Below are 26789 nucleotides of genomic sequence, written 5' to 3' on the forward strand. Positions count from 1 at the left end.
AACCATTGATGATTATCTGCAGCATAAGCACACCTATGCCGTCAGCCAGTCGGCGATAACAGTCGCCAATTTACGCGGTGCCGTCAGAGGCATCATGTGCCTTTCACCCGGCACTACCACCAACTCGATCGGCTGTTCGGCCTCAAACACAACTCGGCGAGCATAGCCGATCGATAAGACTTCATCTTCATCGCCCTGCACAATCGCAAGTTTAAAGGGATAACGCTTTTGCATGATACCCGCTTTACGACTAAACAGGCTGGCAAGGGTCTTAAACGGATAATCCAGCACCAGCATCGGGTCTTGATTGATTAACCGCCCTGCGGGATGCCCTGCCAACAACTGATCATAATCGACCAATAACGACAGCGGTAATCTGACTGATGGAAACAACATTGCACTCCCCCAAGTCCACTGCCAACCCAGCAGATGTAACAAGTCTGGTGGAACTTCTGTTGTTAAAAGCGTGCCACATACGACTTTACTGATCCGCTCATCCTGCTCTGCCGCCGCAACCGCTAACAGAGCGCCGATCGAGTAGCCGTAAATATAATAGGGGCCTTGATAACGCTGTTCGAGGGCATCAATAACCTCAGAAACACTCGCCTGTACGCTTTCAACCGAATACACACCGCGTTCACCACCGGAATAGCCATGCCCAGGCGGATCGATGGCGACAACATTAAAGCCTCGATCCGATAGATTGCTGAGCATCTCTGCGTACAGCTCGGCATAGGTACCAATACCGGGCAGGAATAACAACACAGGTGCATCCAACTGATGCTCGTAAATCTCACAGTGGAGCGGCAATTCACCGATATGAACAGTCTCTCGGCGGGCTAAAAAAGGCTGACTACCTAGAGCGCGCTGCAAGTCTTCTCGCGTTGGACTAGTTTCACCACCGGTTGGGGTTGGCTTTAGAAGAGGTTCGATGATTCCCATCAATGCTGACACTCCGAACAGTAAACTGTGGATCGCTGACCGAGACGAATCTCTTTCAACGTTGATTTACAGTGACAACATAACTCGCCACCACGACCATACACGTTCAGTTGTTGCTTAAAATACCCAGGCTTTCCATCACCACCGACAAAATCTTTCAGGGTGGTGCCCCCTTGCTCGATGGCACGCGCTAACACTAATTTTATTTCATCCACCAGCCGATTCAATCTCGCAGCAGCGATATGACCCGCGGCACGTTTAGGGTGAATGCCCGCACGAAACAGCGCTTCATTAGCATAAATATTCCCGACGCCGACCACCACCTGACTATTCATAATAAATTGTTTAATGGCTTGTTTTCGTCCAGCACAACGTTGCTGTAAATATTCTGCCGAAAAATCATCACTCAATGGTTCTGGTCCCAACTTCTCTAATAATGCATGGGTCTCGCCTTGCGGCTGCCACAAGACAGAACCAAATCGTCTCGGATCGGTTAACCGTAACGCCTGACCACTATCGAGCAACAGATCGACATGATCATGATAAGCCGCAGGTTGATCGGCATTCACCATATAGAGACTACCAGACATCCCTAAATGAATCATTATCGCACCACCGGTCAGGTTTATTAAAAGGTATTTACCTCGCCGTGTAACTGAATTGATACGATGATTAACAACCCACTCCGCCAATTGTGATGGAATAGGCCAACGTAATTTTGGCTGACGCACCGTTAAGGCCGTAATTGTATGACCCCCAAGATGAGGCTCAATGCCTCGACGGGTCGTTTCAACTTCAGGTAGCTCAGGCATACTCAATCAACTTCAAATTAATCGGTGATGATTTATTCAGGCACAAAAAAACCCGGACCAGCCGGGTTTTTTTCAGCGCTAAGATTATTATTACTTAATCTTCGCTTCTTTGTACATAACATGTTGACGAACAACAGGATCGAATTTCTTCATTTCCAGTTTGTCAGGGGTAGTACGTTTGTTCTTAGTCGTGGTGTAGAAGTGACCCGTACCTGCAGAAGAAACCATCTTAATTTTATCGCGCATAATCGTGCTCCTTAAACTTTAATGCCGTTCTTACGAACATCAGCCAGCACAACATCGATACCTTTCTTATCGATGATACGCATACCTTTAGAAGAAACGCGCAGACGGACAAACTTCTGCTCGCTCTCTACCCAGAAACGGTGCCAGTGCAGGTTCGGCAAAAAGCGACGACGTGTGCGGTTCAATGCGTGGGAAACGTTGTTTCCTGCTACAGGGCGTTTACCTGTAACCATGCAAACTCGAGACATGACAAATACCTTAACTCTATAGTTTATGTAACTTCTATCAGATACTTATTGGATCTGAAGCGCACTATCCCAGAAAAAATTGGGGCGTTTCATTATCCTCAGGCGGAGCGTCCAAACCAAAGACTCAAATCCCGTACCGGTGGATAGAAGAGCGCGCATTGTACAGAAAACAAACGCCACTGGCTATATAATTATCACTTTTATTAGCTATCAAATCATCCCTCTTTCCGCCAGCGAAACCGTTACCCCAGCCCCAACCACCATATGATCTAACAAACGAATATCCACCAACGTTAACGCCTCTTTAATACGTTTGGTAATATTCTGATCGGCTAGACTCGGTTCAGCGACACCCGAAGGGTGATTGTGAGCCAGAATAATAGCGGCGGCATTATGACTCAATGCTAGCTTTACCACCTCTCGCGGGTAAACCGTCGCGCTATCTATGGTGCCTTTAAATAGCTCTTCAAAGCAGATAACCCGATGTTGACTATCTAATAACAAACAGGCAAAAATTTCACGTCCACGATGACTCAACTGTAACTGTAGATAATCTCTGACTAAATCCGGTGATGTCAGTACCGAATGTCGCTGCAATTGCTCTGATTGACAGCGTCGACTGATCTCCAATACTGCTTGTAACTGCACATATTTGGCGGGTCCAAGCCCTAGTTGAGCACAAAAAGCCTGCTGATCCGCATGAATTAATGCGCCTAAACCACCAAACTGAGTGAGTAATTGACGCGCCAAATCGACCGCACTACAGCCTTTCACGCCGGTACGAAGAAAAATCGCTAATAACTCACCATCCGATAAACTGCTCGCCCCCTGAGCCAATAGTTTTTCCCGAGGCCGCTCGGCTTCCGGCCAATCCGTAATCGCCATATTGCACATCCTTGTGTTGTGTTAGCACAGCATATTCCTCCTGATTCAGTGTAGACCAGCCCACCCTTCAGTGCTTCGGGAATGTAACTCGATCGGAGATAGTGGTATCTTATGCTCCCTTAACCGCCGCAGAACAAGCAGATAGAAAGATATCCGGTATGCAAAGACTGACAAACAAACAGATCGTTTTAGGTATTACGGGAGGCATTGCCGCTTATAAAAGTGCAGAGCTCACGCGTCTATTAAAAGGCGCCGGCGCCGATGTGCAGGTGGTCATGACGCCAGCGGCAATCGAATTCATTACACCGCTCACGTTACAAGCCCTGTCTGGTCATCCGGTACATCAGCATCTACTTGATCCCGACGCCGAAGCCGGCATGGGGCATATTGAACTCGCCAAATGGGCCGATATGGTCCTCATTGCGCCGGCCAGTGCCGATTTCATGGCGCGACTCAATAGTGGTCAGGGTAATGATCTACTTAGCACGATTTGTTTAGCCACCGACGCGCCTATTGTGCTAGCACCCGCGATGAATCAAGCAATGTGGCGCGATCCACAAACTCAATCGAATGCCACTAACTTACAGACAAAAGGTATTCGTTTACTCGGCCCTGGTGTGGGCGAGCAAGCCTGCGGAGATACCGGCCCTGGGCGTATGCTCGATCCATTAGAGATTGCCGAACAAACCGCAGCACTATTTGATCGCGGCCTATTAACAGGTAAACACGTCTTCATTACCGCCGGACCCACGCGGGAAGCCATCGACCCGGTTCGCTATATCAGTAATCATAGTTCTGGCAAAATGGGCTACGCCCTCGCCGAAGCTGCTCTCGATGCGGGTGCTCAGGTGACGTTAATTAGTGGGCCGGTCAACCTACCGGCACCGCCTCGGTGTCAGCGCATCATGATCGAAAGCGCCGCGCAGATGTTAACGGCTTCGTTACAGCATATTGATCAATGCGATATCTTTATCGCGGCCGCCGCCGTTGCCGACTATCGCCCCTCCGCGGTTGCCGAACATAAGCTTAAAAAAGGCAAAGAGGAGATCATGGAACTCCATCTGATCAAGAATCCCGATATCGTTGCCAGTGTGGCGGCACTGCATAATAAACCGTTTACCGTCGGCTTTGCCGCTGAAACCCGTGATGTGATTCACTACGCGCAAAGCAAACTTCAGCAGAAAAACCTCGACCTCATTATTGCCAATGATGTCTCTCGTAGTGATATCGGCTTTAACAGCGATGATAATGCGGTCACGGTCGTCAGTCAGTCTCAGACACAGCCGTTACCGTTATGCAGCAAACGACAATTGGCCGCTCAACTCATCGAGATCATTGCCATCCAACAAGCAGCGCTGAGTTCTGATCACACCCCGATGCCCGAGAAGAGTTAACCCTTGAAACAACAGGAACTTAATCCGGCGATCTTTCGTGCCTATGATATCCGCGGTATCTACCCTGATAGCCTTAATCGCTATAGCAGCGCGCTCATCGGTCAGGCGATTGGTAGTGAAGCCCAGGCGAGACAACAAACCAGGATCTGTGTCGGCTATGATGGACGACTATCCAGCCCTACACTGCATCAGGCGCTCATTACCGGTTTGTTACGCAGCGGTATTGATGTTATCGATCTTGGGATGATCCCTACGCCAGCGCTGTACTTTGCCACGCATGCCTTACAGACGGGCTCTGGCGTCATCATCACAGGCAGTCATAATCCGGCGAATTATAACGGCTTTAAAATCATGCTCGCCGGCCATACACTCTCAGGCGATGAGATTAGCGGGCTTTATCAACGCTGTATCGCTGATCAGCTCACCTCGGGCAACGGCACATATCAACAGCAAACGATTGATGACGCTTATCTGTCACGTCTATTGCAGGGCCGACAATTACATCGTCCACTGAAGGTTGTCGTTGATTGCGGTAATGGCGTGCCTGGCCCGTTAATCGTCAAGCTGTTGCAACAATTTGGCTGTGATGTTGAGCCGCTATATTGTGAGGTTGATGGCCACTTTCCTCATCATCACCCCAATCCAGAAAAACCTGAAAACCTTGTCGACTTGATCGCTGGCGTGCGTCAATCACAGGCAGATATCGGCCTTGCATTGGATGGCGATGGCGATCGACTGGCCGTCATCAGTAATCAAGGCGATATTATCACCCCTGATCAACTGATCTGTCTGTTTATTGAAGATCTGCTGCAACGTCATATCGGCGCCAAGATTGTCTATGATGTGAAATGCTCTCTCAATATTGGACTATTAATCAAGCAACTTGGCGGTCAGGCAGATATGTGGCGCTGTGGCCACTCGATGATTAAAAACCGCATGCAGGAGAATGGCGCGCTGTTTGGCGGAGAGTTCAGCGGCCACCTTTTTTTCGCTGAGCAATGGTATGGCTTTGATGACGGACTCTACGCCGCGATCCGGCTATTAGAACTGCTGAGCCGCTCGAACGGCTCAGCCGCCGAACTGTTTGATCCGTTCCCAATACTGCCGGCGACCCCGATGATCAATATTGCGATTAGCGATAGTGATAAATTTAGCCTCATCGACACACTCAAACAGACTGACTTTGCACCCGCGAGCGTCTGTGATATCGATGGTTTACGCGTCGAATACAGCGATGGCTGGTTCGGTATCAGACCCTCCAACACGACCCCGATGCTAACCCTAAGAATCGAAGCCTTAACGGTGACAGCACTGCAGCGTATCAGTGAAACGGTGATGCAAACACTCAATCCGCTAATACCTGACTTGCAAATTCCGGAGTTAGCGGTTACAAACTACACAAACCCTACAGATAGAGACAATACTCATGCCACTGTCACGTAAAGAAGCGATCAATACCGCTAACGTGCTAAGCGAAGCACTACCCTACATTCAGCAATTTTCTGGTAAAACCGTGGTCATTAAGTACGGCGGTAATGCGATGATTGATGAAAAGCTGAAGGACAGTTTCGCGCGCGATATCGTTATGATGAAGCTGATCGGTATTCATCCCGTTGTGGTTCACGGCGGTGGTCCACAGATCGGCGAATTATTAGATAAACTATCCATCGAATCTCACTTCGTCAATGGTATGCGAGTCACAGATGCCAAAACGATGGATGTGGTAGAGATGGTACTAGGCGGCATGGTCAACAAAGATATCGTTGGCTTAATCAACCGCAATGGCGGTCAAGCTATCGGTTTAACCGGTAAAGACGGTATGTTGCTAGGCGCACGCAAACTCAAGGTGAAGCATAAATCACCGGAGATGTCGGCGCCCGAAATTATCGATATCGGACATGTCGGTGAAGTAGATCATATCAATACTAAAGTGCTGGATATGCTCAGTAATTCCGACTTTATCCCCGTGATTGCCCCCATTGGGGTTGATAGTGACGGTGCGTCTTACAACATCAATGCAGACTTAGTGGCCGGAAAGGTTGCCGAAGTGTTACAGGCAGAAAAGCTCATTCTGCTGACAAACATTAACGGCTTGCTTGATAAAACGGGCAATGTCCTCACGGGCCTGACGACGCAAGAGGTTGATGCATTGATCGAAGATGGCACCATCTACGGCGGCATGTTACCTAAAATAGATTGCGCCCTGAGTGCGGTGAAATGCGGCGTCAACAGCGCACATATTATCGATGGTCGAGTCGAGCACGCCTGTATTCTAGAACTCTTTACCGATGAAGGTGTCGGCACACTGATCACCAATCAGACCCGTAAGGTACAAGAATAATGGATGTAGAGGCGCAGGCAAAACCATCCCGACGGGAACAAATTTTACAATCACTGGCAATGATGCTGGAAAATGATCCTGGGGCTCGTATCACGACCGCCGCCTTGGCAAAGCACGTGGGCGTTTCAGAAGCGGCACTGTATCGTCACTTTCCCAGTAAAGCGCGCATGTTCGAGGGCTTGATCGCGTTTATCGAAGACACGGTTTTCAGTCGCATCAATATCATTACCAGCTCTGATGCCAACGCAATGAAGCAGTGCGAACAAATTCTCACGCTGCTACTGGCCTTTGTTGAGAAAAACCCAGGTATGGCCCGTATTCTCACGGGTGATGCACTGTCCGGCGAAACCGATCGATTACGTCAGCGTATTAATCAGTTTTTTGAGCGCATGGAAACGCAATTGAAGCAGATTATGCGCACCGCGGAACAAATCGAAGGCTTACGCACTGAACTGCCTACCGGCGCAACAGCCAATCTCATGCTGGCCTGTGCTGAAGGACGTATTCGTCAGTTTGTGCGGACGGAATTTAAAGCCCGTCCGACACACAATTGGGCCGATCAATGGAGTATTTTAGCCTCAGCGGCCAGCCGATAACGTCTGCGGAGTGGCTTAACTGCTTAACTGCATAGCTGCAAGAGAAACCCGAGACTCGCGCTGACATGATCATCGAACAAATCAGTCTGCTATTGATCTCTCTGCTAGCCAATGGCCTTTCAGCCATGGCTGGCGGCGGAGCCGGTTTGTTACAACTCCCCGTGCTGTTATTTCTCGGCCTCAGTTTTAGTAGCGCCTTAGCGACCCACAAAGTAGCGAGTGTGGCACTCGGTGTTGGCGCCACACTGCGTCATCTCCGTGAAAAATCGCTGGACCGCCGCTTTTGCCTCTTCATTCTCGCATGCGGCCTTCCCGGCGTCATACTCGGTGGCGTGCTGGTACTTCGATTACCCGAATCACTGACCATTTTTAGCCTCGGGATACTCACCAGCAGCTTAGGGCTTTATTCCGTCTTAAGATCTCAGCTGGGGATCTCCGCCGAACCTCGTCATCGTGATACGGTCGGTCTACTGATCGGTGGAATGGTACTGAGCCTGATTGGCATTCTCAATGGTTCACTTACCTCGGGCACCGGCTTATTCGTTACCCTCTGGCTGGTGCGTTGGTTCGGCTTGGACTATAAATCCGCCGTCGCTTATGTGCTGGTGCTCGTTGGCATCTTTTGGAACGGTGGTGGCGCCATCACCGTGGCATGGCAACACCCCCCTCATTGGCAGTGGTTACCCGCATTAATTATCGGTGCCATTATTGGCGCTTATAGCGGCACTCACTTCGCCTTGAGTCGCGGAAATGGCTTGATCAAGCGCGCCTTTGAAACACTGACGATCGCGGTGGGTATGAAGCTTATCTATGATGGCTGCATGTTATTCGGATAGACAGGCTTTGCCATCGCATCTCAGGACTGTCTATTTCGGGACTGACTATTTCAGGGCTTGCTTCAAGCTAGTCTCGTTTACTCGCGCTCAGAAAGAGCGCTTAACGCTTATTATCGCAGCCTCAACCTCAGTTACTGACGCAGTAACCCCTTAGCCGCTTTAAAGAACGCTAGATTTTTACCTTAGCAGCTGTGCTGCTGAACACAAGCCGATGCTGACACGGAGGCGATTCGCTCAGCCTCCACCAGTCGACGTGCCTCGGCCTGCTGTAAGAGAAAGCCGCTCGGACTAACCAGCTGCACGCCTCGCTCACCAAGCGCCGGTAAGGCTTGTTGCAGATAAGCAATCGTCACAGGGTAAGGATGACAAATAAGCACCGCAAAACCCTGCTGTTGCGCCAATGTCAGGCCCGTGCGAAACTGCTTATCGACAAATGCCGTCGTCTGTTCATGATCGAGAAACACATCCCGCATCAACCAAGGAATCCCCCGAGAATAGGCCGATTTCCAAGCGACCGTCTGACTCGTGGTTCTGCTATCGAGAAAAAACAATCCCTGCTGTGCCAACACTTCCATCACCCAGTCCATTTTCTGACGGCGTTGAGTTAGCAAACTTCCCATATGATTATTCATCCCCGTCACATGCGGCACCGCCGCGATCGCATCAGCTAACACTCTTTGTAGTTGCGCTTGACTGAGCGTATCGGTGAGCGCCCCCGGCCCGAGTCGCAAATTAGCCGCATTAGCCATCGGCGCATGTAACATCACTTCTTTACCCTGACGGAAGGCTAATTGAGCCAGCGAAACACTGTGAGGCGTATGAGGAAGAATGGAATAGGCGATAGGGCCCGGCAGATTTATCGCCGCGACCCCTTGCTCAAGATTATTGCCAATATCATCAACGATGATCATTAATCGGGCTTGCACCGTATCGGCTAAGGCGGCCTGAGAGCCGAGCGATAACCAACACAGCAGTGCCACATAACGGACAAGCCGCGTTTGAGATAAGCTAAAAGGTATCACTGCCCCTCAGCTTGTATGGCCGTAGCGGCGGCCTTGGTGGTTGATTTAGCACTAGATCGAACCACCGATAGCCCTTTGAGTAAGTTCAATGCCTCATAAAGCTGAAAATCATTTTCAACAATCGATACCAACGCTGCCGATGGATCGTTCAATTCCGCTTCAGCATTTTCAAGGTGGCCAGTTAAATCCCGCTCTTTAATGAAATTACCCGACTCTTTCAGGTTAATATCCGCTTCCGCCACATAAATATCAGGCACAATGCCTTGTGCCTGAATCGAGCGACCTAAGGGAGTGTAATAACGAGCCGTTGTTAACTTCAAAGCCCTTTCTTTAGTCAGCGGCAAAATCGTTTGCACCGAGCCTTTACCAAAGCTATCAACCCCCATAATCACCGCGCGAGATTGATCTTGTAGCGCACCGGCCACGATTTCAGACGCTGATGCCGAGCCCTGATTAATCAACACAACCAGGGGTATCTCATTTTCAATCAAGGTTTTTTGCGTCGCATGGTAACGCAGTTCGGAATTCGCCACCCGCCCCTCGGTATACACGATCAAACCCTGATCGAGGAAGGCATCACACACGGCAACGGCCGCGCGCAAAACGCCACCCGGATTATTTCTCAAATCCAAAACCACGCCGTTCAATTCCCCTTCTGCTTGCAGCTTTTTCACCGCTAGCTGAAGATCTCTGCCGGTATTCACCTGAAACTGTGTAATCCGTAGATAACCAATTCCGTCTTCTAACATTCGCTGTTTGACGCTGGTCACGCGGATAATATCCCGTACCACCACAATCTCCAACGGCTTATCTTCGCCTTCGCGCATCACGGTCAATGTCAGCTCAGAACCGGGCTTACCGCGCATCAGTTTAACCGCATCGGCCAACCCCATTCCTTGAACGGGTAGATCGCCAAGCTTAATAATCAAATCGCCCGCTTTAACCCCCGCCCGTTGAGCGGGCGTATCGTCAATCGGTGCAATAACGCGGATAAAGCCATCCTCTATGCCGACCTCGATGCCTAAGCCGCCGAACTCACCACTGGTATGACTCTGAAGATCACTAAATGCTTCCGCCCCAAGGTAGGCCGAATGAGGATCAAGCCCCGCCAACATACCGCGTACCGCATCTTCCAATAACTTGGCGTCATCGATGGGCTCAACATAGCTATTTTTAATGCGCTCGAATACTTCAGTAAACAAGCGAATCTCTTCTAGCGGAATACTCTTAATCGCCTCATCCGTCGGCGTAGCGTCCGCGGCAAACAGCGGCGTAGCTGCCCCGCTCATTAGGCAGGTCAGCAACAGAGGTTTCATTAGGCTGGATAGCTGTTGCTTCAGCGTCATGGTTTATCCTTATTAACATCGATAAAATATTAAAGCAGCATAACCGCTCGGGCTACCTTCTCGCCAGCCATTTAAGCGGATCCACTGAATTTCCCTTATAACGTACCGCAAAATAAAGCCCCGCTACGCTACTTCCACCACTACGACCAACCGTGGCCAATTGATCCCCGGCAGAAACCCATTCACCCACATCGCGCAATAGTGACTCATTATGACCATAGAGACTCATATAGCCGGCACCATGATCGACGATAATCAATAAGCCATAGCCTCTTAACCAATCGGAAAAAACGATCCGTCCATGATGCACCGCCTTAACCGACCGATCCGCAGCCTGCGTCAGTAAAACCCCTTGATAACGGATACCATCACGCACACTACCAAAACGGCGACTCAGTTTACCTTGTGCCGGCCACGGCAGCCGCCCTTTCAATTGCGTAAACGCACGCTCATCATCGCCAATAGCTATTTTCTCTATCGATTGACGAATCTGCCTTAGCAGTTTTTCCAAACGCTGCTGATCGGCTTGCATCGCTTGTAGTTTCTGACTGTCACTACTCAATTTTGTTGTCAGTTCAGCCAACACTTGACGACGCTCTTGACGGACTGACTCTAGATCATCAGCCCGTGCTTTGAGTAAATCGCGGCGATCAAAAATATCTTGCTGCGCAGCCCGAATCGCCTGCTGCGCCTGTTCCAACTGAAGCAACCCGGCACGAAATGATGCGAGCCGCTGACTCAGCGCTTGATTAATACGATCATAATAATGCAACATTCGCGACACCTGTTCGGGGTCTCGTTGCATCAACAGCAACTGTAAACGCGGCTGTCGTCCCGCTTTATGCTGCTGACGGAGTTGCTGCTCCAGCCCTGCGGCTTGTTGCTGTAACTCGGCCAACAGCGGTTGTTTATCTTGCTCTAACCGGCGTAAGCGCGCTTCAGCACTCGTCAGTTGAGTATTGAGTCGCAGAATTTCACTCGCCAACTCACCAATGCGCTGATCGGTGCGCCGCACCTCTCGTTGCACCGATGCCTGCTGACCTTGTAATGCGCCCAAACGCTTACTCAGCTGAGCGATGGTTTTCTTAAGCGAAGTAATCTCGGCGGCAGTCGCTTTCTCTTGCGCAGCCATCAGCGGCTGCGTCAACGCTAGCAACACAGCCATAACACAAGCCTTAAATATGTGTGTCGACATATTACTAGGCCGTTTAAACAACGGCACCGAACCTTACCCGATATCAGCCAGTGAATGACCCGTCATTTCTAGCGGCTGCTCTAATCCCATCAATGCCAATAAGGTTGGTGCTAAATCACACAACGCACCATCGTTGAGTTGCAATTGAGCTCGACGGGGGCCGTCATACACCAACGCAACGGGCCAGAGCGTATGTGCCGTATGCGCCTGACCGGTTTTAGGGTTGACCATCAGTTCAACATTACCATGATCGGCGGTAATTAAGGTTTCACCTGCGACTGTCTGCATCGCCTCAAGCACGCGAGCAATACACTGATCAACCACCTCGACGGCTTTAACCGCTGCCTCAAAGTTACCCGTGTGACCCACCATATCGGGGTTAGCAAAATTACAGACGATCAAATCAAACTTACCACTCTCAATCGCTGACACGAGTTTATCGGTGACTTCCGGCGCGCTCATCTCCGGCTTTAGATCATAGGTGGCGACATCTGGTGAAGGCACCAAAATACGTTCCTCGCCCTCATAGGGTTGTTCTTCACCCCCATTGAAAAAGAAGGTCACGTGAGCATATTTTTCTGTTTCAGCGATACGTAACTGCGTTTTTTGCTGTTTGGCCAGAAAATCACCCAAGCTATTCACCAATTTAACCGGCGGATAGGCACAGTGAGCTTGAATATCCGATGCATACTCGGTCATCATCACATAATCCGACAGCGCCGGTGCAGCATTGCGGACAAAGCCATCAAACTCGACATCGACAAAGGCACGCGTGATCTCCCGTGAGCGATCGGGACGAAAGTTGGCACAGATCAGCGCATCATTATCCCGAATTAACCCAATTGGCTGGCCATCGTCAGCCATAATCGTCGTCGCCTGCACGAACTCATCATTTTCATCACGCTCATAAGCATGCTGCAGTGCATCCAACGCCGAAGTTTCATAACAGGGCGCTAAACCGCTGGTCATGGCATCATAAGCTAACTGCACTCGATCCCAACGATTATCTCGATCCATCGCAAAGTAGCGCCCCACGATGGTGGCGATCGCCCCAGTTCCGAGTTCGGCGAACTTCGCTTCGGCGGCTTTAATGGATGCCTCAGCGCTACGTGGCGGCATATCCCGACCATCTAAAATGCCATGCAAGAAAACCTGTTTGGCCCCCCGTTTAACCGCCATTTCCAACAAAGCAAAGATATGCTGTTCATGACTATGCACACCACCGGGTGATAATAAGCCGGTTACATGCACCGCACCATCAACGGCAATCGCTTTATCAATCGCCGCCGTCAGCGCGGTATTGGTATAAAAGTCACCCTCTTCAATGGCTTTATTGATACGAGTAAAGTTTTGATAGACCACCCGACCGGCACCAATATTCATATGCCCCACTTCTGAGTTACCCATCTGCCCTTCAGGTAAACCCACCGCTAAGCCGGAGGTCGATATACGGCTGTGCGGCGCTTGTAGCATCAATCGATCCCACGTGGGGGTATGGGCGGCGGTAATCGCACTGGATTCGGTCGCTTCTACACCGAAACCATCAAGAATAATTAACGCTTTAGGGGATCGCTGATCAGTCATAGAAGTTCTTTTCGCTCAAAGTTGTTTTAGAGTTTAACGCGGTTATTCGCCGCTAACACCGAGGCCAACTATTTTACTGGCAAAACATCACAATGGCGAATTCTCGCCGCAAACGAGTTGCTAATTAAAAAAATCAGCCGACAGATTCAATATCCTCTGCATTGATGATTTTTCATCGTTATTTAGCCTCGGTGACTGTTACCTGTTGCCCTTTGGCAAGGTATACTTACCGGCTTTAAAAACTATCATCGCGATCAGCTTAGATTTCAGCATCTGAATAAACAGACCTAATTTAAGTATTGTCGAAACTGGCCGGATACAGAGAATGGAACAAGTGCTCGAATTCATCACCAATAATATTATGCTGGTAGCCGCGTGGGGTCTAACCCTAGCAATGCTACTGTGGACGGAACAAAATAAAGCGGGCAAATCAGTGGGCACCCATGAAGCCACCCGCCTGATCAATAAAGATAATGCCGTCATTCTCGATATAAGGCCTAAAAAAGAGTTTACCGCTGGTCATATTACTGATGCCGTGCATATTCCCGTGACGGAACTCGACAAGCGCATCTCTGAGTTAGATAAGCATAAGCAAAAACCGATCATCGTTGTCTGCAATATCGGTCAGACAGCCGGTGCGGCCAGCAAAAAACTCAAAACAGCGGGTTTTGCAAACGTTGTCCGCCTATCCGGTGGCATGACCGAGTGGAAGTCGCAGAGCTTACCGGTGATTAAATAGTCATGCCGCAGATAACCCTATACAGCAATAGCTGGTGCCCCTTTTGCCGCCGAGCAAAAATGTTGCTGGATCATAAAAATGCCCATTACGACGAAATCAATGTTGAAGCTGTCGCGGGTGCCCGTCAGGATATGATTCAGCGCAGTGGCCGAACATCGGTGCCACAGATTTTTATTAACGAACTTCATATCGGCGGATGTGATGATCTATTTGCGCTGGAACAACAGGGCAAACTGGATCAATTACTGGCTGATTAACTTCTATTATCAGGATATAAAACCATGGCAGAGAACGATCAGAGTTCACAAGAACAACAAAACCCTCAGTTTGCGATTCAGCGTGTCTACTTAAAAGATGCGTCATTTGAAGCACCTAATTCACCGAAAGTGTTCACCCATCAATGGAAGCCAGAAATCAATCTGGATATGAATACCGCCACGGCAACACTCGATGAAGGTGTATTTGAAGTCGTGCTAACCCTGACGGTCACCGCCAAAAACGAAAATGACACCGCCTTCCTTGTCGAAGTACAGCAAGCGGGTATTTTCACAATCACCGGCCTTAGCGATGCTGAACTGCATCACACACTCGGCGCGTTCTGCCCAAGCATTCTCTTCCCATATGCACGTGAAGCCATCGATAACATGGTCAACAAAGGCAGCTTCCCAGCCCTAATGTTGTCACCGGTTAACTTTGATGCACTGTATGCTCAACAGCTGCAACAGCAAGCTCAAGCGGCTGCCGCGTCAGAAGAAGCGCCACAGCACTAAGCCGAAGGCTACGTTCGCGCATAAAAAAACCGGACATGTTCCGGTTTTTTTTTAGCCCTACCCTTTGACTTGAAATACTCAAGTTCCGCCATCAAAGCCCAACTGACGCCAAGCTTCATAAACCACAACTGCCACCGTATTCGATAAGTTCAAACTCCGGCTATCGGCCTTCATCGGTAACCGCAGGCGCTGCTCATTAGGCAGACTATCTAATACTTCTGCCGGCAAACCTCGCGTTTCTGGACCAAATAACAAGACATCACCGGCGGAGAATGCTGCCCCCGTATACGCATGACTCCCCTTGGTTGTCAGCGCCCAAATATGCCGCGGCGATAATGTATCTAAACAACTTTGCAGATCAGGATAGCGCCCGACCTGAGCGAATTCGTGATAATCGAGCCCCGCACGCCGTAGCTTTTTATCATCTAAATCGAAGCCTAACGGCTCAATGAGATGTAATTTAAACCCAGTATTGGCACACAAACGAATAATGTTACCGGTATTAGGTGGTATTTCCGGTTGGTAAAGCACAACGTGAAGCATAAAAAAAATCCCTGACACTCGATGAGGCAGGGATTATAGCTGAAACTGACTGAAGATTACTCCTCTGCCGTTTCAGGCACATCATCCATGCCTAACTCTTTAATCTTTCTGGTCAGAGTATTACGCCCCCAACCTAATAACAACGAGGCATCTCGACGACGACCCGCGGTTTGTTTTAAGGCCGCTTCAATCATGATTTTTTCAAATGCCGGTACAGCGGTATCCAAAATCGATGTCGATCCTTGCTGCAACTGTTTTTCAGCCCAGTTACGCAAGGCCTTCTCCCAATTGGAGGTGATAATTTGTTCATCACCCGTCTGTTCCAGCAGCTCAGGCGGCAGATCGCCAACCAACACTTCACGCCCAGACGCCATGACGGTTAGCCAACGACAGGTGTTCTCTAACTGACGTACATTACCGGGCCAAGGCAGCGTACTCAAAAACACTTCGGTATCCGGATGCAGCAGCTTTGATTCAACACTCAACTCTTCCGCTGAACTCTGCAGGAAGTGACGCGTCAAACGAGGAATATCTTCGCGACGCTCAGCCAGCTTAGGAATATGGATACGGATAACATTAAGACGGTGGAATAGATCCTCACGAAACCGCCCTTGTTGTACCAGAGACTCTAAATCTTGGTGAGTCGCCGCAATAATACGCACATCCACCTTAACCGAGGTATGCCCACCCACTCGATAAAATTCACCCTCTGCTAGCACACGCAAAAGTCGTGTCTGCGTATCCGCAGGCATATCACCAATTTCATCGAGAAACAGCGTACCACCGTCCGCCTGCTCGAAGCGCCCGGGACGGGCTGCGGCAGCCCCCGTAAACGAGCCTTTCTCATGTCCAAACAGCTCGGATTCGATCAAATCTTTAGGAATAGCCGCCATATTGAGCGGAATAAAGGGCTTCGATGCGCGCGGACTATGTTGATGTAATGCATTGGCGACCAGCTCTTTACCCGTGCCCGACTCACCATTAATGAGCACGGTAATGTTTGATTGAGATAAACGCCCGATGGCACGAAACACTTCCTGCATGGCCGGTGCTTCACCAATAATTTCAGTTTGCGCTTCGGGCTCTTCGCCTCGTTGTTGCTGTTGTTCACGCGCATGCTCCACCGCACGCATGACCAATGCCGCTGCCTCGTCGATATCAAACGGCTTAGGCAGATACTCAAACGCGCCGCCCTTATAAGAGGCCACGGCACTATCTAGGTCGGAATGCGCCGTCATTATAATAATGGGCAACTCGGGATGTTCCGCATTGACCCGTTCGAGTAAGTCGAGGCCATCAATACCCGGCATTCGAATATCACTGACAACGACATCGGGCGCTTCCCGCTGCAGTTGCTGCAACATCGCATCGCCACTTTCAAACAAGGTAACATTGACCCCTTCACTGGTCAGCGCTTTATCCATCACCCAACGAATTGAACGATCATCATCTACAATCCAGACAGATGCGGCCTTAGTCATTATGTTGCTCCAGTGGTATTAATAGTTGAAAACAGGTTTCACCCGGAACACTGCGACACTCGATCAGCCCCCGATGTTTAGCCAGTACCGATTGCGCAATGGACAATCCAAGCCCCGTACCGACTGCTCGTCCACTCACCATCGGATAGAAAATCTTCTGCAAAAGTTCTTCAGGTATTCCCGGCCCGTTGTCCGTGATCTCGACACAACAGACTAAGCGATGCATCTCAGCTCCCAGCGTTAGGTTACGAATAACCCGGCTACGCAAAATAATCCGTGGATTATCGATGTCAGCTTCTTGCAACGCCTGCATACTGTTTCTGACAATATTCAGTACCGCTTGAATCAGCTGTTCACGATCCCCCATAAATTCAGGCAGACTCGGATCATAATCACGCAACACCGATACCTGACCGGCAGACTCAGCGGTCACCAAGCTACTCACATGCTCGAGAATAGAATGAATATTCACCTCTTCCATACGCGGCATTTTATGTGGCCCGAGCATTCGATCGACCAAATTACGTAAGCGATCCGCTTCATCAATAATCACTCGGGTATAATCGTGCAATGCGACATCGGGTAGTTCTCGCTCCAGTAACTGTGCCGCGCCACGCAAGCCCCCTAAAGGGTTCTTAATCTCATGCGCTAAGCCCCGCACTAACGAAATCACCGTTTCATGATTACTCAGTAGCTCCTCTTCACGAGAGATACGGATCAAGCGATCCCGTGGGGTTAACTCAATCAATACCAATTGACCATATTTTTGCGGCATCGGATTAACACTGTAATCGATGGTAATCTCACGCCCACCTAGGGTTACCAGCTTTGCCTCACGCTTGGTAAAAGGATGACCATTTTCGAGCGCCCCAACCAACGCATTCTGATCATCATCAACCAAAAACCAATCGTGAAAAGGCAACTGAGCCAAACGACGCGCACTCGACTCAAGCAACATTTCTGCCGCCGGATTCATATACACCAGTTGTAGCTGACCATCGACCAATACCGTCGCGGTAGATAAACTATCTAATATATGTTTATGTAAATCTGGAGCAATCATCTTCGATGCTATACCTCAAGAACTTGCCATCATTCCGATTGTGAAATAAATACGGCGTTTAAAAAGATAACTGCAAAAAACAAACCAACTCGGTGCATGCAAAAAAATAAGCAGCTAAACGAGCACTGACGGTATCTTCAAGCCTATGTTTAACCATCTTCGCAGTATGAGTATAGCAGGCTTCGCACTACAATAGTGCGGATAAGTTTTAGGCAAAAAAAAGCCTCCATGAAGGAGGCTTGGTATCATTTACTGATCAATTAAACAGAGTAATACAGATCGAACTCAACAGGGTGAGTTGTCTGACTAATCTTCTCACACTCTTCAGTTTTCAGCGCGATATAAGCGTCAATCATGTCGTCAGTGAAAACACCGCCGGCGGTCAAGAACTCACGATCGGCATCCAAGGCTGCCAATGCTTCTTCGAAAGAGGCCGCAACGGTTGGAATTGCCAACGCTTCTTCTGCTGGCAGATCATATAGATCTTTATCCGCAGGATCGCCAGGGTGAATTTTGTTTTTGATACCATCAAGACCCGCCATCATCAGTGCCGCAAAGCACAGGTATGGGTTAGCCGATGGATCAGGGAAACGTGTCTCGATGCGGTATGCTTTCGGGTTAGTCACGTATGGAATACGGATAGAAGCAGAGCGGTTACGGGCAGAATATGCCAGCATTACAGGTGCTTCAAAACCTGGCACCAAACGCTTGTAAGCGTTAGTTGATGCGTTAGTCAGGGCATTCAAGGCTTTCGCATGCTTGATGATACCACCGATGTAGAACAACGCCGTTTCACTCAGACCCGCATAAGCATCACCGTGGAAGATGTTAACACCATCTTTAGACAGCGACTGATGCACATGCATACCCGAACCGTTATCACCCACCAAAGGCTTAGGCATAAACGTAGCTGTTTTACCATAAGCGTGAGCAACGTTGTGGACACAGTATTTCAGGATTTGAACTTCATCAGCCTTAGCCGTCAGCGTGTTAGGACCGACACCGATCTCACACTGACCTGCTGTCGCCACTTCATGGTGATGTACTTCGATGGTCAATCCCATCGCTGACATCGCATCACACATAGCCGCTCGCAAATCATGCAGTGAATCAACCGGCGGCACTGGGAAATAACCCCCTTTAACCCGTGGACGGTGACCCGTATTACCACCTTCGAAGGTGCTGTTAGTCGACCAAGAAGCTTCTTCAGAACCAATAGAGTAGCCACAACCACTGATATCATGATGCCACTTCACTTCATCAAACACGAAGAATTCAGGCTCAGGACCAAAAATAGCGGTATCAGCAATACCCGTCGACTTCAAATACGCTTCAGCACGCTTAGCAACCGAACGTGGATCACGCTCATAACCTTGGCCAGTGGTCGGCTCAACGATGTCACAACGCACGATAATAGTCGTATCTTCGGCAAATGGATCCATAACAGAGGCAGAATCGTCTGGCTGCAGAATCATGTCTGATTCATTGATACCTTTCCAGCCACCGATGGAAGATCCATCAAACATTTTGCCTTCTTCGAAGAAGTCTTCACTAATTTCGGTTACTGGGATGGTAACGTGCTGCTCTTTACCGTGAGTATCGGTAAAACGCATATCAACCCACTTAACATCATGCTCTTTGATCAGATTCAGAGTCTCTGACATGTGACTTTCTCCACTAGATTAAATTGCCAGACCCCTAACTGATTACGTAAGGCTCATTTAAGAGCCTAACCAGTCAGGCTTATTTCGCTTTTAGGCAGCAAGAGGTATGCCAGTCAATGAAAGCACCGAAAACACGCGACCAACAGCCTTTTTGATCGAATTTGAAACAATGATAACTCTGAAAAACGAACCAAAATAGAGCAATCAAAACAAACAACGAACCAAAATAGTGCGGTCTACATTTTTACGTTTTGCCGCCATCCTCTCTGCTTCAAAAAGGTGCCATCATAATACGCTAACGAATAGGACTTATCCTCAAAAACAGACAGCGAAACCAGAAAAAAAACTATTTTTACTAATCTAGACACAAGAAACACGCAGCCGCCTTATAACTCATGTATAATGTGCGCTTCTAAAATTTGTCTGCACAGGTTCCCAGACGTGATTGAAAAATTAAGAAATATTGCAATTATAGCCCACGTTGACCATGGTAAAACCACTCTGGTTGATAAACTGCTTTCTCAGTCCGGTACGCTGGGACGTCGCGACGAAGGCACTGAACGGATCATGGATTCCAATGATCAAGAGAAAGAACGTGGTATTACCATCTTAGCGAAAAACACCGCTATTGAATGGAATGACTACCACATCAACATCGTAGACACCCCTGGACACGCCGACTTTGGTGGCGAAGTAGAACGGGTTCTGTCGATGGTTGATTGTGTATGCCTGTTGGTTGATGCCGTTGATGGCCCAATGCCACAAACGCGCTTCGTGACGCAAAAAGCCTTTGAACAAGGCCTACGCCCTATCGTTGTGGTTAACAAAGTTGACCGCCCGGGTTCTCGTCCTGACTATGTTGTTGATCAAGTGTTTGATCTATTTGATAGCCTCGGTGCAACGGATGAACAGCTGGACTTCCCGATCATCTACGCCTCAGCGCTAAACGGTATTGCCGGTCAAGAACCCGATGCACTGGCTGATGATATGACGCCTCTGTTTGAAGCCATCGTGGAACATGTTAATCCACCACAGGTTGATACTGATGGTCCATTCCAAATGCAGATCTCTGCATTGGATTACAACAGCTATGTCGGCGTTATCGGTGTCGGTCGTGTTAGCCGTGGTATGGTTAAGCTGAATCAAGTGGTTAAAGTCATCGATCGTGATGGTAATGTCCGTAACGGTAAAGTACAGAAGATCATGGGTTACCTCGGTCTAGACCGTGTTGACGTTGAATCAGCACAAGCGGGCGATATTATTTGTATCACCGGCATTGATGCCCTGAACATCTCCGACACCCTGTGTGATCCTGCTACTGTAGAAGCACTACCTGCACTGTCGGTTGATGAGCCAACCGTGTCCATGACCTTCCAAGTCAATGACTCACCATTTGCCGGTAAAGATGGTAAATACGTTACCAGCCGTAACATCAAAGACCGTCTGGATCGCGAACTGATTCATAACGTTGCACTGCGCGTTGAACAGGGCGATTCACCAGAGAAATTCAAAGTCTCTGGCCGTGGTGAACTACACCTGTCAGTACTGATCGAATCAATGCGTCGCGAAGGCTTTGAGCTGGGTGTATCCCGTCCTGAAGTAATTCAAAAAGAAGTGGACGGAAAAACCCACGAACCTTTTGAAACCGTGATGATTGATGTTGAAGAACAGCATCAAGGCAGCATTATTGAAGAGCTGGGCAAACGTCGCGGCGATATGAATAACATGGAAGTCGATGGTAAGGGTCGTGTACGTCTGACGTTCCTGATCCCGTCTCGTGGACTGATCGGTTTCCGCTCGCAGTTCCTGACCATGACTTCCGGTACCGGTATCATGACATCTGTCTTCGATCACTACGGTGAAGTTAAAGAAGGTGAAGTGATCAGCCGTAATAACGGTGTTCTGGTATCCATGGTGACCGGTAAAGCACTGGGTTATTCACTCTGGAACTTACAAGAGCGTGGCCGTCTGTGCGTTGAGCCCAATGTCGAAGTATATGAAGGTATGATTCTGGGTATTCATAGCCGCAGCAACGACTTGGCCGTTAACCCAATCAAGGGTAAGCAGTTGACCAACGTCCGTGCTTCGGGTACTGATGAGAATATTCAGTTAACGCCGCCTGTTCGCTTCACCTTGGAACAAGCACTGGATTTCATCGAAGATGATGAACTGGTCGAAGTAACACCTCTTGCTATCCGTATTCGCAAGAAGTTACTGACTGAAAACGAGCGTAAACGCTTCTCACGTTCAGGTAAATAAACGCTTTTAGTTTATTGCCCTACCTGCAAATAGCTCGGACAGCGACCCCTGTTCCGAGCTATACTTCCGGTGTCTGTCAGCCCACAAGGACACCTAAATATGAACATCCTTTTTCCTGATATCAATCCCTATAAACAGCACCATTTAGCGGTTGATGATCGACATACCCTCTATATTGAAGAAAGCGGTAACGCTCAAGGCATTCCTGTACTGTTTATTCATGGCGGACCCGGTGGCGGCACCAGCCCCACGCATCGTAAATTCTTCGATCCAGAAAAATACCGTATCATCCTCTTCGATCAGCGTGGCTGCGGACTCTCAACACCCCATGCCGAACTCGCCGACAACAACACTCAAAACCTCATCAACGATATCGAACAGATTCGCAACTATCTGAATGTTGATCAATGGTTACTGTTTGGTGGCTCCTGGGGCTCAACTCTTAGCTTACTGTATGCCGAAAGCTTTCCCGAACGGGTCTGCGGAATGATTCTACGAGGCATTTTTCTCTGTCGTAACGAGGATATTCGCTGGTTCTATCAACAAGGTGCTAGCGCCATCTTCCCAGACTACTGGCAAGAATATCAGCAGGTTATCCCGCAGCAGGAACGTGCAGATATGTTACGCGCCTACTATCAGCGTCTCACCTCGGATAACGATATCGCCAGAATGTCAGCCGCCAAAGCTTGGTCGGTGTGGGAAGGTCGCTGTTCAACATTGAATCCAAATAATGATATTGTCGATCATTTTGGTGATCCTCATATCGCCTTAGCTATGGCCCGCATAGAAGCCCATTACTTTACCCATCATGCCTTTATCGATGCCGATCAGATCCTGCGCGATGCCCATAAGATCCAACAGATACCCACCGTCATCGTCCACGGTCGCTACGATATGGTTTGTCCTATCCAGCAAGCTTTCGCCTTATATAACGCCCTACCTCAAGCAGAGCTACATATTGTCAGAGATGCCGGTCACAGCGCCTTTGAAGTGGGCATTACTGATAACCTCATCAAAGCCACGCAACAATTTGCACTCTCCAAAGCCTAACGGCTGCAGCCAACGATTAAGGAATACTGTTGAAAGCACTTATTCAGCGAGTCAGCTCCGCATCTGTCGAGATTGCTGGCGAATGCCACGGTAAAATAGCCTCCGGCACACTCTTGTTACTCGGTATCGAAAAAACAGATACTCAAGCGAGTGCCGATAAACTCCTGCAGAAAGTATTGAATTATCGCATCTTCAGCGACGCCGATGGCAAGATGAATCTCAACCTTCAACAACACGCCGGCGGCTTGTTAATCGTCTCACAGTTCACTCTGGTGGCCGATACGGCGAAAGGCTTGCGCCCGGGATTTTCCAAGGGCGCCACCCCAGAACAAGGTGAAGCACTGTATGACTACTTCGTCCAACAGGCCAAAGACCGCCATCCCAGCGTCGCCACCGGTCGCTTTGGAGCCAACATGCAAGTCAACCTTGTTAATGATGGCCCCGTCACCTTTCTATTAGAAGTGTAAGCCGATGGAGACGACAACCTTCGCCCTCGCCGAGCGTATCTTTCTGACGGTCTTTCCTCTGTTTGCTATCGTTCTGTGTGGCTACCTCTACGGTCGCTATAAAAAGCCCGATATGGCGTTAGCGAATCAGTTGAATATGGATATCTTTGTCCCGGCATTGGTCTTTTTTGTGCTCTCTGATAAGTCGTTTGATTTAGTTAAATATCAAGGACTCGCCGTGGGCGCCGCCGTTATTATTATCGGCTCTGGAGTGCTGCTTTGGCCTCTCTGTCGGTTACTCAAAGTACAGCCAAAAACATTCTTACCGCCGATGATGTTCAGTAATAGTGGTAATCTAGGCCTGCCGCTCATCATTCTTGCCTTTGGTGAAGCCGCACTGCCTGCCGCAATCATGCTGTTTATTGTTGAGATGACGCTGCACTTTACCCTCGGTATCTATATGATGGATCATCGTACCAACCCTTGGCGCTTGCTACGCATGCCGATTATCATTGCCACCATAGCCGGCCTTAGCTGGAGTAGCCTCAGCCTGTCGGTTCCCGCCTCGATTGCTACCAGTCTTGATATGCTAGGGCAAATATCGATTCCATTATTACTATTCACCTTGGGCGTACGACTGATCAGCGTTGATTTTAGCGCTTGGCGAATTGGCGTGACGGGGGCACTGCTTAGCCCGCTCGCGGGCATATTACTCGCCTACGCGGTACAGCAATGGTTGCAGCTTGAAGCCGAGCAGTTTGTCTATCTGATTATATTTGGGGCACTACCACCGGCGGTATTAAACTATATTGTCGCTGAGCAATATAACCAAGAGCCAAAACAGGTCGCCTCCATCGTGCTGTTAGGCAATATCGGCGCGCTACTGATCATTCCCGCCACCCTAGTGCTGGTATTATAAAAAAGGCTGCCATACGACAGCCTTTATATAACACTAAGTTTAAGGTTTATATTTCACATCGATCAAGGCGCTTACTCAGACTCCTATCTAAGGATAAAGCTGAGTCGCAAGCTCTTGATTAACCCGCGACAACTTATTGTGGATCTTCAACCGCAATACTCGACAAGTTTTTCGCCACCGTCGCGCTACCAATACCTTTCACATTGGCCAGCTCATCAATCGTTTTGAACGGCCCGTTGGTTTCACGGTAAGTAATTATCGCTTTCGCCTTAGAGGGCCCAATGCCTTGCAACACCTCGGCGAGTTGATCCGCCGTGGCGGTATTGATATTCACCATCGGTTCGGCAAACGCGCTTAAGGGTAAGCTCAGACACAGCATCAGTAACAGCGATTTTAAACATGAACTCCATTTCATCATCATTTCCTTCCGTAGACTAAAAAAAATACCGGCATAAGCCAGTATTTAATTAATAGCACAGAATAAAAAGATGACAACTAATGAGCAGTCAATAGCTCTTGCTCAATCGCCGCTAACGCCATCATCGGCGTTGCTGCCTGCGTAATAGGCCGTCCGATGACTAGATGCGTACTACCGGCAATAATGGCTTCACTCGGCGTCATAATGCGTTTCTGATCTCCCTGCTCGGCATTTGCCGGACGAATACCCGGTGTCACCAATTGAAACTCAGGCGGGACAAGCTCACGCAGCGGCTTAACTTCCTGAGCAGAACACACCACACCATCGAGACCGCTTTGCTGAGTCAACAACGCCAAACGTTTAACATGCTCTAAGGGTTCGATATCCAAACCAATATCCGCTAAATCTTGACGTTCCATACTGGTCAACACCGTCACCGCGATCAGTAACGTCGCCGCACCGTTCACCTGATCTAACTCATTGCGTGCCGCTTCCATCATGCGCCGCCCGCCAGAAGCATGAACATTGACCATCCATACCCCCATCTCCGCCGCTGCCCGCACCGCTTTGGCCGTGGTATTCGGAATATCATGGAATTTCAAATCGAGAAAAACATCAAAACCTTTACTATGTAGCGCCTCAACCACCGCCGGCCCCGCCCGCGTAAAGAGCTCTTTACCCACTTTCACGCGACACTTGTTAGGATCTAGCTGATCAGCCATTGTCAGTGCTGACAACTGATCCGGATAATCCAACGCAACGATAATCGGTTTAACATCATTCATTAATTAACATCTCATACAAATTAGGACTCGAGCTATTCACCTTCGAGTCCATGGATCGGTTTAGTCGTCCCCCAGTTTTGACAGGAAGGACATTGCCAATGCAAGGATTTACCTGAAAAGCCGCATCGCTGACAGTGATAAATGGGCTTACTTTGCTCTAACTGCCCGGTTAAACCACGCAACACCATCAAACTTTCATTCGCCCCCTTGGATGCGTGTTCGATATACAGATCTATCAATTGATTAAAGCCTTTCAGCGAAGGCCGCTGCTTTAATTGATCGGTAATAAAAGCCCCAGCAGGATAAGCCCCCTGCTGCTCTAACACTCTATCGGCAAGCGCCAGCATAATGCTGGTTGAAGGGTATTTATTCAACCATAGTTTCATCAGCCGCTCAAACTCGAGTAACTGATTCAAGGCTGCGTAACATGCCTGCAAACGCGCGATGGTCTCCGACAAAAACGCACTGTCTTGTAGCGCCACCTGTTTTAGCGCATGAATAGCCTTCTTCCACTGCTGCTGTTGCATAGCAATATCGGCTAAGAGGAAGCTAGCACGCACAGCCGCCTGATCAAACGCTAAAGCGCTCTGTAGTTTTTCAGTCGCATGTCGATAGCGTTGTTGTCCGATAAGGCGTTCAGCCAGCTCACAACAATAATGGCTCAGTTCAACCTCAAGCCCCTGTAATTCAGCCGTGCTCAACTGTTTGGCCACATCCAAGGCTTGCTGCCACTCCTGCTCTTTGGCATATAGCTTAATCAGTAAAGCCGCTGCTTTTTGACGAATCTCAGGATTAGAGCGTTGTGATCGAATTTCGAGTAACAGATTCTCAGCACGGTCGAGTAAGCCGAGTGCATAATAGTCACGCGCCAAAGCCATTTGAACGCGCATAAAGTCAGCGTGACAAAGATCTGAGCGAGCCAGCAAACTCTGATGAATTTGTAGCGCCCGCTCAACATCTCCTTTTTTGCGAAATAACTTCGCGAGGGCAATGTGTGCAGGTATGGTATCGGAGCTGATTTCCAGTGCCCGAATAAAGCTATCAATCGCTTCATCGGTTTTTTCACTCAATAAGAAATCTAGGCCAATAAAGTATTCCTGCTGTAGCGTATCCTGCAACGAGTGTTCATTATTCTGCCGACGACCGAGTAACCAACCGATAGCGACCGCCACAAACAGTGGAATAATAAACAGGTATTCATTCAT

General features: G+C 49.0%; 28 protein-coding genes. 12 read left to right on the top strand and 16 right to left on the bottom strand.

The features are described 5' to 3' along the window. Window positions 1-33: 33 nt before the first annotated feature. The 5 genes from Q4488_RS05000 to radC form a co-directional block, all read right to left on the bottom strand. On the bottom strand, window positions 34-942 hold the full coding sequence (locus tag Q4488_RS05000; protein WP_303579369.1) for an alpha/beta hydrolase: 909 nt from the start codon (window positions 940-942) through the stop codon (window positions 34-36). Then, the gene (gene mutM / locus Q4488_RS05005) at window positions 942-1754 is read right to left on the bottom strand and encodes a bifunctional DNA-formamidopyrimidine glycosylase/DNA-(apurinic or apyrimidinic site) lyase (RefSeq protein WP_303579370.1); all 813 of its coding nucleotides are present in this window, start codon (window positions 1752-1754) and stop codon (window positions 942-944) included. Before mutM ends, Q4488_RS05000 begins: the two co-directional genes overlap by 1 nt. Window positions 1755-1844: 90 nt before the next feature. Further along, window positions 1845-2000: a 50S ribosomal protein L33 gene (gene rpmG, locus Q4488_RS05010; protein WP_019622531.1), complete on the bottom strand. Its 156-nt coding sequence runs from the start codon at window positions 1998-2000 to the stop codon at window positions 1845-1847. An 11-nt stretch (window positions 2001-2011) separates the two neighbouring features. Further along, entirely contained in the window at window positions 2012-2248 is a 237-nt protein-coding gene (gene rpmB, locus Q4488_RS05015; RefSeq protein WP_126160021.1) for a 50S ribosomal protein L28, read from the bottom strand. 210 nt (window positions 2249-2458) lie between these two features. Further along, window positions 2459-3133, bottom strand: coding sequence for a DNA repair protein RadC (gene radC, locus Q4488_RS05020; protein ID WP_303579371.1), 675 nt, complete (start codon window positions 3131-3133; stop codon window positions 2459-2461). A 158-nt stretch (window positions 3134-3291) separates the two neighbouring features. Between radC and coaBC the strand changes: the two genes are divergently transcribed. From coaBC to Q4488_RS05045, 5 genes are all read left to right on the top strand, one after another. Continuing rightward, window positions 3292-4527 (top strand): bifunctional phosphopantothenoylcysteine decarboxylase/phosphopantothenate--cysteine ligase CoaBC, encoded by a 1236-nt coding sequence (coaBC, locus tag Q4488_RS05025; protein ID WP_303579372.1) that lies wholly within the window; start codon window positions 3292-3294, stop codon window positions 4525-4527. A gap of 3 nt (window positions 4528-4530) precedes the next feature. Continuing rightward, window positions 4531-5970, top strand: a complete 1440-nt coding sequence (locus Q4488_RS05030; RefSeq protein WP_303579373.1) for a phosphomannomutase/phosphoglucomutase — start codon at window positions 4531-4533, stop codon at window positions 5968-5970. Beyond that, on the top strand, window positions 5954-6868 hold the full coding sequence (gene argB, locus Q4488_RS05035) for an acetylglutamate kinase (protein ID WP_303579374.1): 915 nt from the start codon (window positions 5954-5956) through the stop codon (window positions 6866-6868). Before Q4488_RS05030 ends, argB begins: the two co-directional genes overlap by 17 nt. Then, a complete protein-coding gene (gene slmA / locus Q4488_RS05040) occupies window positions 6868-7464 on the top strand; it encodes a nucleoid occlusion factor SlmA (RefSeq protein WP_303579375.1) in 597 nt (198 codons plus the stop codon). The genes argB and slmA overlap by 1 nt, the downstream gene beginning before the upstream one ends. 65 nt (window positions 7465-7529) lie before the next feature. Next, complete coding sequence (locus Q4488_RS05045; RefSeq protein ID WP_303579376.1) at window positions 7530-8300, top strand: sulfite exporter TauE/SafE family protein; 771 nt, start codon at window positions 7530-7532, stop codon at window positions 8298-8300. A 182-nt stretch (window positions 8301-8482) separates the two neighbouring features. On the opposite strand, the gene Q4488_RS05050 is transcribed toward Q4488_RS05045, so the two are convergent. The 4 genes from Q4488_RS05050 to gpmI all read right to left on the bottom strand — a co-directional run bounded on the left by Q4488_RS05050 (window position 8483) and on the right by gpmI (window position 13447). Further along, the gene (locus tag Q4488_RS05050; RefSeq protein WP_303579377.1) at window positions 8483-9280 is read right to left on the bottom strand and encodes a divergent polysaccharide deacetylase family protein; all 798 of its coding nucleotides are present in this window, start codon (window positions 9278-9280) and stop codon (window positions 8483-8485) included. 38 nt (window positions 9281-9318) lie between these two features. Continuing rightward, complete coding sequence (locus tag Q4488_RS05055; RefSeq protein WP_303579378.1) at window positions 9319-10668, bottom strand: S41 family peptidase; 1350 nt, start codon at window positions 10666-10668, stop codon at window positions 9319-9321. Between the two features lie 52 nt (window positions 10669-10720). Next, window positions 10721-11833 carry a murein hydrolase activator EnvC gene (locus Q4488_RS05060; protein WP_303579379.1) on the bottom strand — a complete coding sequence of 371 codons (1113 nt, stop codon included), beginning with the start codon at window positions 11831-11833 and terminating at the stop codon, window positions 10721-10723. 63 nt (window positions 11834-11896) lie between these two features. After that, window positions 11897-13447, bottom strand: coding sequence for a 2,3-bisphosphoglycerate-independent phosphoglycerate mutase (gene gpmI / locus Q4488_RS05065; RefSeq protein ID WP_303579380.1), 1551 nt, complete (start codon window positions 13445-13447; stop codon window positions 11897-11899). A gap of 325 nt (window positions 13448-13772) precedes the next feature. On the opposite strand from gpmI, the gene Q4488_RS05070 reads away from it, so the two are divergent. From Q4488_RS05070 to secB, 3 genes are read left to right on the top strand one after another with little or no spacing between them, the layout of a single operon-like run. Further along, the gene (locus tag Q4488_RS05070; protein WP_303579381.1) at window positions 13773-14186 is read left to right on the top strand and encodes a rhodanese-like domain-containing protein; all 414 of its coding nucleotides are present in this window, start codon (window positions 13773-13775) and stop codon (window positions 14184-14186) included. 2 nt (window positions 14187-14188) lie between these two features. Continuing rightward, the gene (gene grxC / locus Q4488_RS05075; protein WP_303579382.1) at window positions 14189-14443 is read left to right on the top strand and encodes a glutaredoxin 3; all 255 of its coding nucleotides are present in this window, start codon (window positions 14189-14191) and stop codon (window positions 14441-14443) included. Window positions 14444-14467: 24 nt separating this feature from the next. Beyond that, the gene (gene secB, locus Q4488_RS05080) at window positions 14468-14956 is read left to right on the top strand and encodes a protein-export chaperone SecB (RefSeq protein WP_303579383.1); all 489 of its coding nucleotides are present in this window, start codon (window positions 14468-14470) and stop codon (window positions 14954-14956) included. Between the two features lie 78 nt (window positions 14957-15034). Here the strand turns inward: secB and trmL are convergent, their stop codons facing one another. The 4 genes from trmL to glnA all read right to left on the bottom strand — a co-directional run bounded on the left by trmL (window position 15035) and on the right by glnA (window position 19707). Continuing rightward, on the bottom strand, window positions 15035-15499 hold the full coding sequence (trmL, locus tag Q4488_RS05085; RefSeq protein WP_303579384.1) for a tRNA (uridine(34)/cytosine(34)/5-carboxymethylaminomethyluridine(34)-2'-O)-methyltransferase TrmL: 465 nt from the start codon (window positions 15497-15499) through the stop codon (window positions 15035-15037). A 56-nt stretch (window positions 15500-15555) separates the two neighbouring features. Continuing rightward, window positions 15556-16980, bottom strand: a complete 1425-nt coding sequence (glnG, locus tag Q4488_RS05090; RefSeq protein ID WP_303579385.1) for a nitrogen regulation protein NR(I) — start codon at window positions 16978-16980, stop codon at window positions 15556-15558. Continuing rightward, on the bottom strand, window positions 16973-18043 hold the full coding sequence (gene glnL / locus Q4488_RS05095; RefSeq protein ID WP_303579386.1) for a nitrogen regulation protein NR(II): 1071 nt from the start codon (window positions 18041-18043) through the stop codon (window positions 16973-16975). The genes glnG and glnL overlap by 8 nt, the downstream gene beginning before the upstream one ends. A 260-nt stretch (window positions 18044-18303) precedes the next feature. Beyond that, the gene (gene glnA / locus Q4488_RS05100) at window positions 18304-19707 is read right to left on the bottom strand and encodes a glutamate--ammonia ligase (protein ID WP_303579387.1); all 1404 of its coding nucleotides are present in this window, start codon (window positions 19705-19707) and stop codon (window positions 18304-18306) included. Between the two features lie 441 nt (window positions 19708-20148). Between glnA and typA the strand changes: the two genes are divergently transcribed. The 4 genes from typA (at window position 20149) to Q4488_RS05120 (ending at window position 24381) form a co-directional block, all read left to right on the top strand. Then, window positions 20149-21966, top strand: a complete 1818-nt coding sequence (gene typA / locus Q4488_RS05105) for a translational GTPase TypA (protein WP_303579388.1) — start codon at window positions 20149-20151, stop codon at window positions 21964-21966. A 99-nt stretch (window positions 21967-22065) separates the two neighbouring features. Then, window positions 22066-23016, top strand: coding sequence for a prolyl aminopeptidase (pip, locus tag Q4488_RS05110; protein ID WP_303579389.1), 951 nt, complete (start codon window positions 22066-22068; stop codon window positions 23014-23016). Between the two features lie 29 nt (window positions 23017-23045). Continuing rightward, window positions 23046-23483 (top strand): D-aminoacyl-tRNA deacylase, encoded by a 438-nt coding sequence (dtd, locus tag Q4488_RS05115; protein ID WP_303579390.1) that lies wholly within the window; start codon window positions 23046-23048, stop codon window positions 23481-23483. Window positions 23484-23487: 4 nt separating this feature from the next. Beyond that, complete coding sequence (locus tag Q4488_RS05120) at window positions 23488-24381, top strand: AEC family transporter (RefSeq protein WP_303579391.1); 894 nt, start codon at window positions 23488-23490, stop codon at window positions 24379-24381. Window positions 24382-24514: 133 nt separating this feature from the next. Here the strand turns inward: Q4488_RS05120 and Q4488_RS05125 are convergent, their stop codons facing one another. The 3 genes from Q4488_RS05125 to lapB form a co-directional block, all read right to left on the bottom strand. Next, the gene (locus tag Q4488_RS05125) at window positions 24515-24796 is read right to left on the bottom strand and encodes a ComEA family DNA-binding protein (RefSeq protein WP_303579392.1); all 282 of its coding nucleotides are present in this window, start codon (window positions 24794-24796) and stop codon (window positions 24515-24517) included. An 80-nt stretch (window positions 24797-24876) separates the two neighbouring features. Further along, window positions 24877-25584 (bottom strand): orotidine-5'-phosphate decarboxylase, encoded by a 708-nt coding sequence (pyrF, locus tag Q4488_RS05130; protein WP_303579393.1) that lies wholly within the window; start codon window positions 25582-25584, stop codon window positions 24877-24879. 32 nt (window positions 25585-25616) lie between these two features. After that, window positions 25617-26789, bottom strand: a complete 1173-nt coding sequence (gene lapB, locus Q4488_RS05135) for a lipopolysaccharide assembly protein LapB (RefSeq protein WP_303579394.1) — start codon at window positions 26787-26789, stop codon at window positions 25617-25619.

Source organism: Amphritea sp. 1_MG-2023, from assembly GCF_030547545.1.
Lineage (GTDB): Bacteria > Pseudomonadota > Gammaproteobacteria > Pseudomonadales > Balneatricaceae > Amphritea.

What these genes read in the sequence shown, in the direction of transcription:
- gpmI (WP_303579380.1), bottom strand. Translation starts at nt 13,447, where the DNA reads ATGACTGATCAGCGATCCCCTAAAGCGTTAATTATTCTTGATGGTTTC.
- Q4488_RS05045 (WP_303579376.1), top strand. Translation starts at nt 7,530, where the DNA reads ATGATCATCGAACAAATCAGTCTGCTATTGATCTCTCTGCTAGCCAAT.
- glnG (WP_303579385.1), bottom strand. Translation starts at nt 16,980, where the DNA reads ATGACTAAGGCCGCATCTGTCTGGATTGTAGATGATGATCGTTCAATT.
- Q4488_RS05055 (WP_303579378.1), bottom strand. Translation starts at nt 10,668, where the DNA reads ATGACGCTGAAGCAACAGCTATCCAGCCTAATGAAACCTCTGTTGCTG.
- Q4488_RS05060 (WP_303579379.1), bottom strand. Translation starts at nt 11,833, where the DNA reads ATGGCTGTGTTGCTAGCGTTGACGCAGCCGCTGATGGCTGCGCAAGAG.
- Q4488_RS05125 (WP_303579392.1), bottom strand. Translation starts at nt 24,796, where the DNA reads ATGAAATGGAGTTCATGTTTAAAATCGCTGTTACTGATGCTGTGTCTG.
- coaBC (WP_303579372.1), top strand. Translation starts at nt 3,292, where the DNA reads ATGCAAAGACTGACAAACAAACAGATCGTTTTAGGTATTACGGGAGGC.
- mutM (WP_303579370.1), bottom strand. Translation starts at nt 1,754, where the DNA reads ATGCCTGAGCTACCTGAAGTTGAAACGACCCGTCGAGGCATTGAGCCT.
- pip (WP_303579389.1), top strand. Translation starts at nt 22,066, where the DNA reads ATGAACATCCTTTTTCCTGATATCAATCCCTATAAACAGCACCATTTA.
- pyrF (WP_303579393.1), bottom strand. Translation starts at nt 25,584, where the DNA reads ATGAATGATGTTAAACCGATTATCGTTGCGTTGGATTATCCGGATCAG.
- grxC (WP_303579382.1), top strand. Translation starts at nt 14,189, where the DNA reads ATGCCGCAGATAACCCTATACAGCAATAGCTGGTGCCCCTTTTGCCGC.
- rpmB (WP_126160021.1), bottom strand. Translation starts at nt 2,248, where the DNA reads ATGTCTCGAGTTTGCATGGTTACAGGTAAACGCCCTGTAGCAGGAAAC.
- trmL (WP_303579384.1), bottom strand. Translation starts at nt 15,499, where the DNA reads ATGCTTCACGTTGTGCTTTACCAACCGGAAATACCACCTAATACCGGT.
- rpmG (WP_019622531.1), bottom strand. Translation starts at nt 2,000, where the DNA reads ATGCGCGATAAAATTAAGATGGTTTCTTCTGCAGGTACGGGTCACTTC.
- Q4488_RS05000 (WP_303579369.1), bottom strand. Translation starts at nt 942, where the DNA reads ATGGGAATCATCGAACCTCTTCTAAAGCCAACCCCAACCGGTGGTGAA.
- secB (WP_303579383.1), top strand. Translation starts at nt 14,468, where the DNA reads ATGGCAGAGAACGATCAGAGTTCACAAGAACAACAAAACCCTCAGTTT.
- argB (WP_303579374.1), top strand. Translation starts at nt 5,954, where the DNA reads ATGCCACTGTCACGTAAAGAAGCGATCAATACCGCTAACGTGCTAAGC.
- slmA (WP_303579375.1), top strand. Translation starts at nt 6,868, where the DNA reads ATGGATGTAGAGGCGCAGGCAAAACCATCCCGACGGGAACAAATTTTA.
- radC (WP_303579371.1), bottom strand. Translation starts at nt 3,133, where the DNA reads ATGGCGATTACGGATTGGCCGGAAGCCGAGCGGCCTCGGGAAAAACTA.
- Q4488_RS05120 (WP_303579391.1), top strand. Translation starts at nt 23,488, where the DNA reads ATGGAGACGACAACCTTCGCCCTCGCCGAGCGTATCTTTCTGACGGTC.
- glnL (WP_303579386.1), bottom strand. Translation starts at nt 18,043, where the DNA reads ATGATTGCTCCAGATTTACATAAACATATATTAGATAGTTTATCTACC.
- Q4488_RS05070 (WP_303579381.1), top strand. Translation starts at nt 13,773, where the DNA reads ATGGAACAAGTGCTCGAATTCATCACCAATAATATTATGCTGGTAGCC.
- glnA (WP_303579387.1), bottom strand. Translation starts at nt 19,707, where the DNA reads ATGTCAGAGACTCTGAATCTGATCAAAGAGCATGATGTTAAGTGGGTT.
- lapB (WP_303579394.1), bottom strand. Translation starts at nt 26,789, where the DNA reads ATGAATGAATACCTGTTTATTATTCCACTGTTTGTGGCGGTCGCTATC.